General features: G+C 55.0%; 10 protein-coding genes. 7 read left to right on the top strand and 3 right to left on the bottom strand.

Going from position 1 to position 8,120, the window contains the following annotated elements:
• Nucleotides 1–57 precede the first annotated feature (57 nt).
• The 6 genes from ycf46 to AC0QKW_RS14920 all read left to right on the top strand — a co-directional run bounded on the left by ycf46 (nucleotide 58) and on the right by AC0QKW_RS14920 (nucleotide 5,124).
• Nucleotides 58–1,590: a stress-responsive protein Ycf46 gene (gene ycf46 / locus AC0QKW_RS14895; protein ID WP_473151860.1), complete on the top strand. Its 1,533-nt coding sequence runs from the start codon at nucleotides 58–60 to the stop codon at nucleotides 1,588–1,590.
• Nucleotides 1,591–1,731: 141 nt separating this feature from the next.
• Nucleotides 1,732–2,082: a DUF1257 domain-containing protein gene (locus tag AC0QKW_RS14900; protein WP_017299886.1), complete on the top strand. Its 351-nt coding sequence runs from the start codon at nucleotides 1,732–1,734 to the stop codon at nucleotides 2,080–2,082.
• 271 nt (nucleotides 2,083–2,353) lie between these two features.
• On the top strand, nucleotides 2,354–3,217 hold the full coding sequence (locus AC0QKW_RS14905) for a 3'(2'),5'-bisphosphate nucleotidase CysQ family protein (RefSeq protein WP_473151861.1): 864 nt from the start codon (nucleotides 2,354–2,356) through the stop codon (nucleotides 3,215–3,217).
• Between the two features lie 111 nt (nucleotides 3,218–3,328).
• The gene (locus tag AC0QKW_RS14910) at nucleotides 3,329–4,012 is read left to right on the top strand and encodes a Crp/Fnr family transcriptional regulator (RefSeq protein ID WP_473151862.1); all 684 of its coding nucleotides are present in this window, start codon (nucleotides 3,329–3,331) and stop codon (nucleotides 4,010–4,012) included.
• A 114-nt stretch (nucleotides 4,013–4,126) separates the two neighbouring features.
• Nucleotides 4,127–4,612 (top strand): tellurite resistance TerB family protein, encoded by a 486-nt coding sequence (locus AC0QKW_RS14915; RefSeq protein ID WP_473151863.1) that lies wholly within the window; start codon nucleotides 4,127–4,129, stop codon nucleotides 4,610–4,612.
• Nucleotides 4,613–4,800: 188 nt separating this feature from the next.
• Entirely contained in the window at nucleotides 4,801–5,124 is a 324-nt protein-coding gene (locus AC0QKW_RS14920) for a hypothetical protein (RefSeq protein ID WP_473151864.1), read from the top strand.
• On the opposite strand, the gene nadA is transcribed toward AC0QKW_RS14920, so the two are convergent.
• Entirely contained in the window at nucleotides 5,121–6,080 is a 960-nt protein-coding gene (gene nadA / locus AC0QKW_RS14925) for a quinolinate synthase NadA (protein ID WP_473151865.1), read from the bottom strand. The two genes, AC0QKW_RS14920 and nadA, sit on opposite strands and share 4 nt — an antisense overlap.
• Before the next feature lie 151 nt (nucleotides 6,081–6,231).
• Nucleotides 6,232–6,984: a response regulator transcription factor gene (locus AC0QKW_RS14930; protein ID WP_473151866.1), complete on the bottom strand. Its 753-nt coding sequence runs from the start codon at nucleotides 6,982–6,984 to the stop codon at nucleotides 6,232–6,234.
• A 379-nt stretch (nucleotides 6,985–7,363) separates the two neighbouring features.
• On the opposite strand from AC0QKW_RS14930, the gene AC0QKW_RS14935 reads away from it, so the two are divergent.
• Nucleotides 7,364–7,753: a hypothetical protein gene (locus AC0QKW_RS14935; protein ID WP_473151867.1), complete on the top strand. Its 390-nt coding sequence runs from the start codon at nucleotides 7,364–7,366 to the stop codon at nucleotides 7,751–7,753.
• A gap of 174 nt (nucleotides 7,754–7,927) precedes the next feature.
• Here AC0QKW_RS14935 and AC0QKW_RS14940 read toward each other — a convergent pair.
• Nucleotides 7,928–8,120: hypothetical protein (locus AC0QKW_RS14940; protein WP_473151868.1), on the bottom strand; the 193-nt coding region annotated here is incomplete at its 5' end.

An 8,120-nucleotide genomic window follows, 5' to 3' on the forward strand; every position in this document is an offset into this window, starting at 1 on the left:
TGTAGTTAGCTGAGACATCAGCCTGAATGCCCCTTACGCCTGAGAAGGTATTTGGTTATGCGAGAGGATTTGAACGTACTAGTACAGGCCCAATATCCTCTGATCTACCTGGTCACCTTTGAGGAAGAAAGGGCTGAGCAAACCATCGCTACGGTGGCTCGCCATGTATCAAGGGATCAGGATGTAAAAGCTCCCATGCGGGTTTTCACCTGGACCATGACTCGAGGCATGGTGGAATATGGCAACCAGGGCACTGGCACCCAGAATAACAACACCGTCTCGCCCGAAGCTGCCGTAGAGTGGGTGATTCGTCAGCGAGAGCCCGGCATCTTCATTTTCAAGGACTTGCATCCCTTCAAAGATTCTCCAGCGGTGACTCGTTGCCTGCGCGACGCTGTCGTGGCTCTCAAGGGCACCCGCAAGACCATCGTGCTCATGTCGCCAGTACAGGAGATTCCCATTGAGCTAGAGAAAGAGGTCGTGCTGCTCGACTTCCCCATGCCCGACATGTCTGAGCTCGACGAAGTGCTCTCTAGCGAGATGAACCGAGCCCGAGGCAGCAGCATTACTACCGAAGAGCGCGAGAAGCTCTTAAAAGCGGCCCTAGGTCTGACCCGCGACGAGGCCGAAAAGGTCTATCGCAAAGCACGGGTGATGGCTAAGCGCCTCACTGCTGAAGAGGTCGATATTGTGCTCTCTGAGAAGAAGCAGCTCATTCGCCGCAACGGCATTCTAGAGTTTATGGAGGTCGATGAAACCCTCGACTCTGTAGGTGGCCTAGAAGAGCTGAAGCACTGGCTTAAGCAACGTTCTGATGCCTTTACCGAGCGAGCGCGGGAGTATGGCTTGCCCCAGCCCAAGGGCATGCTCATTTTGGGGGTACCCGGTTGTGGCAAGTCGTTGATTGCTAAGACCACCTCTCGCCTTTGGGGTCTGCCCCTGCTGCGCCTAGATCTAGGCCGGGTCTACGACGGCTCTACCGTGGGCCGTTCGGAGGCCAACCTGCGCAACGCTCTACGCACGGCTGAGTCGATTTCTCCCTGCATTTTGTTTATCGATGAGATCGACAAGGCCTTTGCGGGGGGTGTTGGGTCTGCTGACTCGGATGGGGGCACCTCCAGTCGCATCTTCGGTACCTTCCTGACCTGGATGCAGGAGAAAACCTCCCCAGTGTTTGTCATGGCTACCGCCAACCGGGTAGAAAAGTTGCCCAGCGAGTTTCTCCGCAAGGGCCGCTTCGACGAGATCTTCTTTGTTGATCTGCCCAACGCTGAGGAGCGCAAAGATATTTTTCATATCCATCTGCAAAAGCGCCGTCGCGACATTGAGCGCTTTGACCTAGATCAGCTAACCAAGGTCTGCGATGGGTTTTCTGGAGCTGAGATTGAGCAAGGGCTAATCTCGGCCATGTACGAAGCGTTTGCCCAAGGACGTGAATTCACTCAGCTCGACATTATCGCGGCGATTCGCGCTACGCTGCCGCTGTCGAAGACCATGAGTGAGCAGGTCACTGCCCTGCGGGATTGGGCCCGCCAGCGGGCGCGTCCGGCGGCAGCCTCCGTCGCTGAATATCAGCGGATGGAGTTCTAAAGGCTTTCCTCCCGGCGGTATCCGGGGGAAGGGCTAGCGTTTGCTAGCAGTTTGTATCCAGATAGTCCTCCATACGGCTAACTGGTTTTGTCTCTCTCAAACCTCGTTGTCTCTCTCATTTTCCCTACAGGAGGAAACACCATGTCTCACTTCAGCACCCTTCGCACCAAAGTGACCGATGCTGAGATCCTAAAGCAGTCTCTGGCTGATTTGGGTATCGCTACCAAAACTGAGGCGGATGTTCGCGGTTACAATGGCCAGCGTGTTCGCGCCGACCTTGTCGCCGTTCTCGACGGTGAATACGATCTGGGCTGGTCTCGCAATGCTGATGGTTCGTTCGACTTGATCGCTGATCTCTGGGGTGTGGCCAAAAAGCACAACCAGACTGAGTTGATCAACTCCATCAACCAAAAGTACGCGGTCAACAAGACTCTGGCCGAGGTTAAGCGTCCTGGTCTGCAAAACGCCAACGTCAAGCTGGTGCTTCAGTAGGTCTACAACGCGTTCCCTATTTGGGTTGGCTAGCCTAGGCTAGCCAACCCATTTTTTGTGCCTAGATTTTTTGGGTTGTGATTTGGTCGTGTTTTGCCCGTGAGCCAGACTACACTGACAGGGAGGCGTGGTTTTTCGGTTGGCGGAAACGATCCTAGAAGCCCATCTAAAAACCGCTTGAAATCTTTGGCAGGCGTCTTGACGTGAGGCGTTTCAGATCGGTTCTAGGTGTAATTTTCCCGCTGTGGTCGGGGTTGTGGTTTTACTCGGTATGTCTCCTATTTGCCCCTCTGATCTCTCGGCTCTGCACCGGCTGGTGGTGGCCTGTGGCGACTACGCCAGCCAGCAATCTCAGCAGTCGTTCCAGGTGTTTGAGAAGGGGGTAGACGACTATGTGACCACAGTCGATCGCTTTCTAGACCAGCAGCTCCTGGCTGGAATGCAGGCGATTTTTCCGGCAGATGGGATCATTACGGAGGAAAACCGGGCGACGGTGCGGCAGTATCAGCAGAGCGATCGCACCCTTTGGTTCGTCGACCCTATCGATGGCACCGACGATTTTATCCAGGGCCGCGATCACTACTCGGTGATGGTGGGGCGGTTGGTCAAGGGCAGCCCCGAGGCGGGCTGGGTCTATGCTCCGGTGGGGCGGCGTCTGGTTTGGGGTGGCCCCGACTGGGGACTCTTTGAGCAAGTCGGTATGGGGGAACCAGCTCCACTGATGCCCAAAGAACCCAAGTTTGACCCCGATCGCCCCTGGACTCTGGTCATTGGCGATAAGGATGAGCGCCGGTATGGAGAGGCGATCGCCCACCGCTTTTCCCAGGTGCAGTTTCTCTCTCTGGGCAGCTTTGGCCTCAAGGTGCTGGCAGTGATCACTGGGCAGGCGGGGCTCTACATATACTTCAATGGCCGAGTCAAACTATGGGATACCACGGGGCCTCTGGCCCTGGCCCAAGCGGCAGGGCTGGTGTGCTGTGACCTGGCGGGGCAGCCCATTCGGTTTGCAGAGCCCGATGTCGATCCGCAAACCTTGATTCACCGGCAGCCAATTGTGGTCGGTTGGCCCAGCTACGTTCAGGCGCTGCGATCGCCGTTGCAGGCGATCGCAGCGGGGCTAGGTCAGCCGAGATAGCTGCCCCCTCGGTCAGCCCATCATTTCTGGGTACCATGGACATAGGCCGTCTTCGAGAGACTAGCGGCCTAGTCTAGCCAACCCTGAGCGACACCCTTAACTACGCCTTTTATGCAAGCCGACTCGCTGAGTGAACTGTATCCCCTCTTCCATGCCGCCAGCCCCGAAACCGCTGAGTGGTTGGCATCGGTCGCCACCCACCATGACTATCCTGCTGGTCGAGCTGTGGTGATGGAAGATGCCTGGGGCAACGCCGTTTACTTTATTGCAGCCGGCTGGGTCAAGGTGCGCCGCCACGCCGAAGACACCTCGGTTACCCTGGCGGTGCTCAGCAAAGGTGAGTTCTTTGGTGAAATGGCCATCCTCGACGAATCACCTCGCTCCACCGATGTAGTAGCCATGACTGCCGTTAAGCTCATGAGCATCTCAGCCCAGCGCTTCATTCAGACCCTTTTCAAAGATCCTCAGCTGCACCACCGACTGCTGCAAATTATGGTGCAACGGCTTCGCCAGACCAACCTGCGCTTTCAGCTGCTGCATCAGCCCCCCGCCGTCAAACTGGCGAATACCCTTACCGTCATCCAAGAGGCCTACGGTAATCCGGTCGAAGACGGCGTCGAAATCTTTAATATTGCCCGCAAAGATCTGGCCGACCTGGCCGATATCACCCCTGATGAAGTCGATCGCATCATCGCCAAGCTCACCGAAAAGGGCTGGCTGATCGAAGATCCCAGTCGGTCTGTGCTGCGTCTGAAAAACACTCGACAACTGGCCCACTTGGCCGGGCGTGCCTAGCCCCTGCTCCCGCCGCTTTTGTAGAGAATGCTAAAGATACCCAGCTCTCCCATGTCTCTATGATAGGTTGTCATCATAAGCTGCTTGGCGTGGTTTATTGCCTCGGAGAACCCTATGCCCCTACAACCGCCTTCCCCCCCGTCTATTAGCCCCAGCCAGATGACCCTGCTGCGCATTGTGTCGACTATGGCCTGGAGTGATGGCCATTTAGCTGACGAAGAAGTCAGCGTTATGCTCGACCAGTTTAGCCAGCTATTTGCCAGCAATGCCAGCCAGCAGGCGGCCCTCCGCGACGAGCTGCGCGACTATCTGATGCAAAATCTGCCCCTAGCAGAGTTGGTGCCTAAACTCAGCAGCACCGCCGAGCGTGAGTTAGTGCTCAAGCTTGGGTATCAGGTGATCAACTCCAGTGCCCGTACCCCAGGCGAAGACCTGATCAATGCAGAAGAAGCCGCAGCCTACGAGCGACTGGTCGCCCTGCTCGACTTGCCCACGGATGTGGTGCAGCGGATCGAGCAAGACAGTAGTCATGGGGGTGACCCCGACGGTTTGATTGACAACCTGACCAGCACTCTACGCACCTTCCTACAAGATTCCTAGCGGTCTGACTGAGAGTAGGGGTAATGGGAGACTAGAGAGCTTACTGGATCCCAAGACCCTTGATAATAAATTGACTGTATGAAGCACACCCTAATGGGTTTGGTTGTAGCCCTGGCTATGGTGGGGATGAGCTGCGATCGCAGCACCCCTCGGCCACTGTCATAGATGCTCCTCCAGGCAATTCCTCTGTGGTTGAAGAACCCAACCAAGACAATTTGCAGATGACCTGCACCGGCTCCATCACCGTCAACGACATAAACTTTACCGCCTACTTCACACGTGAGGCTGGGTTCTCTCAGATTGAGCTAAAGCAGCCGGCCACTGGCGAGGTCTTTGCCGACTCTACCCTCAGCTTTGACGGTCAAAACGACCAAAGTGAGAGCATTTGGCGCGGCGATGTTGAGGGCATGGCAAGTGTTACCTTGGTACACCTGTCTCCTAACCCAGCCCAGCTAGGGGACGAGATCTCCGTGGGCTACGATGGACAATGGGGACGCGGCACGTGTAGCTAGAGGCTGAGCTCTAGCATGCGCTGAATGGGCCTGAGCGCTTGCCGCTGAAGTTCGGGGTCGAGGGTAATCTCGGGCTGGCGAGTTTTCATCGCCAGGTAGAGTTTTTCTAAGGTGTTGAGTCGCATGTGGGGGCACTCATTGCAAGCACAGTCTGCTGTCGGCGGCGCTGGAATAAACACTTTGCCTGGAGCCTGCTTTTCCATTTGGTGAATGATGCCGGGCTCGGTTACCACAATAAACTCGGTTTTCCGACTCTGCTGGGCGTACTTTAGTAGCGCCGTGGTGGAGCCAATAAAATCGGCATGGCGCAGCACCACCGCCTCGCATTCGGGGTGGGCAATTACCTCCGCCTCGGGATGGGTGATCTGGAGCTGCACGAGCTTTTTCTCAGAAAAGGTTTCGTGTACGATGCAGCTGCCTGGCCATAGCACCAGATCGCGCCCAGTTTGCTGCATGACATAGCGACCCAGGTTTTGGTCGGGCGCAAAGATAATTTTTTGTTCTGGCGGCAGCTGCTGCACAATAGCCACAGCATTAGAGCTGGTACAGATGATGTCGCTCATCGCCTTAATTGCCGCCGTGCAGTTGATGTAAGAAATCACCAGATGATCGGGATAGGCCGCTTTAAACGCCGCAAAAGCCTCCGGCGGGCAGCTGTCGGCCAAAGAGCAGCCGGCACTGAGATCGGGCAGTAGCACCTGCTTGGTGGGGTTGAGAATTTTGGCCGTTTCGGCCATGAAGTGCACCCCAGCAAACACAATGACATCGGCATTGGTATTTACCGCTTGGCGAGCCAGACCCAGAGAGTCGCCAATGTAGTCGGCCACATCTTGAATGTCAGGATCTTGGTAATAGTGAGCCAAAATCACCGCATTGAGATCGCGTTTGAGGGTGTCGATAGCCTCAAACAGATCTGGGGCGGGGAGCGACGTAGCAGGGGAAAGGGTGGTGAACACGTGGGTTTTAAACCAGGGAACAGTAACCCCTGAATTATAGTCTGATTCACCAAAACTGACCAGCGTCTAGGTCGAGGAGTAGCTGGCTACAGCTCAGAGAATGCCCCAAGTCTCTGGGCAGAGTTTCCCAGAGGTTTGAGTACCCTGTCCCTCATGCGAGAGAGGATGAAGCTAGGCTAGGGCTGCTGACCCGTGGGCTGTGGCCGTTAGACTCGGCAGAGATGCGCTCTACATTAAAGCGATAGCCTACATTGCGAACGGTTTGAATGATATTGGGCTGACGGGGGTCAACTTCGATCTTTTTGCGCAGCGACAAAATATGAGTGTCGACGGTGCGGGGGTTGTCGATCGCATCAGGCCAGGCGCGCCGCAGCAAATCGGTGCGGCTCAGGGGTGCCCCTGCCGCCTGGGTAAGCACGTAGAGAAGGCTAAACTCTTGGGGAGTGAGGTCGATATAGTCGCCGCGAAAGTTGACCCGTCGCTGAACTAGGTCGATATTGAGATCGCCATAGGTGAGCGAGGCCGGAGCGCTCATTGTCCTCACTCGCCGGGTCAGCGCCTCGACCCGAGCTAGAAACTCCTGCATCCCAAAGGGCTTGGTCATATAGTCGTCAGCCCCAGCCCGTAGACCAGTGACAATATCGGTTTCGGTGTTGCAGGCCGAGAGAATCATGATCAGCGGTTGCCCCTGACTGTGCAGCCACTTACACAACTCTAGCCCGTCGCCGCTGGGCAGTTGAGAGTCTAAAATCACCAGATCGGGCTGACGATTTTGAAAGATGTCTCTCGTGCGGACAACATCTGCTGACTGAAAGACCCTGTAGCCAGCTTGCTGGAGATGCCAGCCCAGGAGCGATCGCAGATGGGGATTTCCCTCAATAATCTGTATTGATACAGCGCTCACTGGGTTTCGTCATAAACGACAAATCGTATTCGCCAAACATAGCAAAGGCTTCTGAGGGGTTTTGTAGCTAGGGTTACTCAACCACGCACACACTGTGGCCCGGCGAGGGTGCGATCGGTACAAAACGTCATCCTCCGTCTGCCGCTAAAGCAAGCTTGAGATCAATCGTTTACATAAATTCACTATAGTTTGAGTTTTGAAAACATAGGTCTTTGGTAAGCCTTTAGATAGGCTAAGAAAAATGGAAGAATGGGATTTAGTCAGGGACTTGAAAATGTTCTTAAAACCCTTGCTGCTGCCCAAAAAAATGGAGTTTTAGGCAGAGTAATCACTATTTTGGAGCTGAGTAATATAAGAAGCAATTGCGTCGCTTCCTATCATGAATTTGACCCGTGACTATATCCTTGTGCTCGATCCCGATTGTCGCCGTCGCGATGATACTCATCCCTTAGCGGTCGATTTGCAATACCCCGTATACGTAGCTAGTTCTCCAGAGCAGGCTGTCACTCGCGTGAGCGAGAGGGTGCCCTGCCTGGTGATTTTGGTGGGTAACAACGTTCAAGACTGGTCGCAGCCGTTGGTGCATCAGTTGCGTCAGCGAGATGGAGCCGCCGACTTGACCATTGTGGCCTTGACCGACTCTGCTAGCCCCCAGTGGAACTACAGCGAAGAGACTCCTGGCCTCGACGGCCTGCTGGTAAAACCCCTGGGTATGGATATTTTGCGATCGCTGGTAGAGTCGGCCTTTGCCCGTCAGGTTTCTCCCTAGACCTGGCAAGCTGGCTGGCTGTTAGCTTGGGTCAAAAGTAAGCCGTTTAGCCGATTCTTGCCCGTCGTGCCAAGTCCGGCTTGGGATCTGTAATTTTCGCCTAGACAGAACTCCGCTTCTGAACCTGGCAGGGGTTGATATCAGGATTTACTCAGTGAACTGGGTATGCTGAGTTCAGATTGCGAGAATGGCGCCATGCTGCCCAAGGTACTGCCGGAAAATCGAATTCAGATCTTTAAGTTTTGGTTTAACGGTGCCCTGCAGGATGGCACCTGGTTGACTGACAAAACTAATCGGCAGCATAGCAGTACGTGTGTATTTTGAACTCGATTCGATAGATGCGCTGCTCATGTTGTTTCCGAGACGC

This window comes from Pseudanabaena sp. PCC 9330 (genome assembly GCF_055795045.1).

Bases quoted from the DNA above. Each gene is read 5' to 3' on its own strand.
- ycf46 (WP_473151860.1), top strand. From the start codon at position 58: ATGCGAGAGGATTTGAACGTACTAGTACAGGCCCAATATCCTCTGATC.
- AC0QKW_RS14935 (WP_473151867.1), top strand. From the start codon at position 7,364: ATGAATTTGACCCGTGACTATATCCTTGTGCTCGATCCCGATTGTCGC.
- AC0QKW_RS14900 (WP_017299886.1), top strand. From the start codon at position 1,732: ATGTCTCACTTCAGCACCCTTCGCACCAAAGTGACCGATGCTGAGATC.
- AC0QKW_RS14915 (WP_473151863.1), top strand. From the start codon at position 4,127: ATGCCCCTACAACCGCCTTCCCCCCCGTCTATTAGCCCCAGCCAGATG.
- AC0QKW_RS14910 (WP_473151862.1), top strand. From the start codon at position 3,329: ATGCAAGCCGACTCGCTGAGTGAACTGTATCCCCTCTTCCATGCCGCC.
- AC0QKW_RS14905 (WP_473151861.1), top strand. From the start codon at position 2,354: ATGTCTCCTATTTGCCCCTCTGATCTCTCGGCTCTGCACCGGCTGGTG.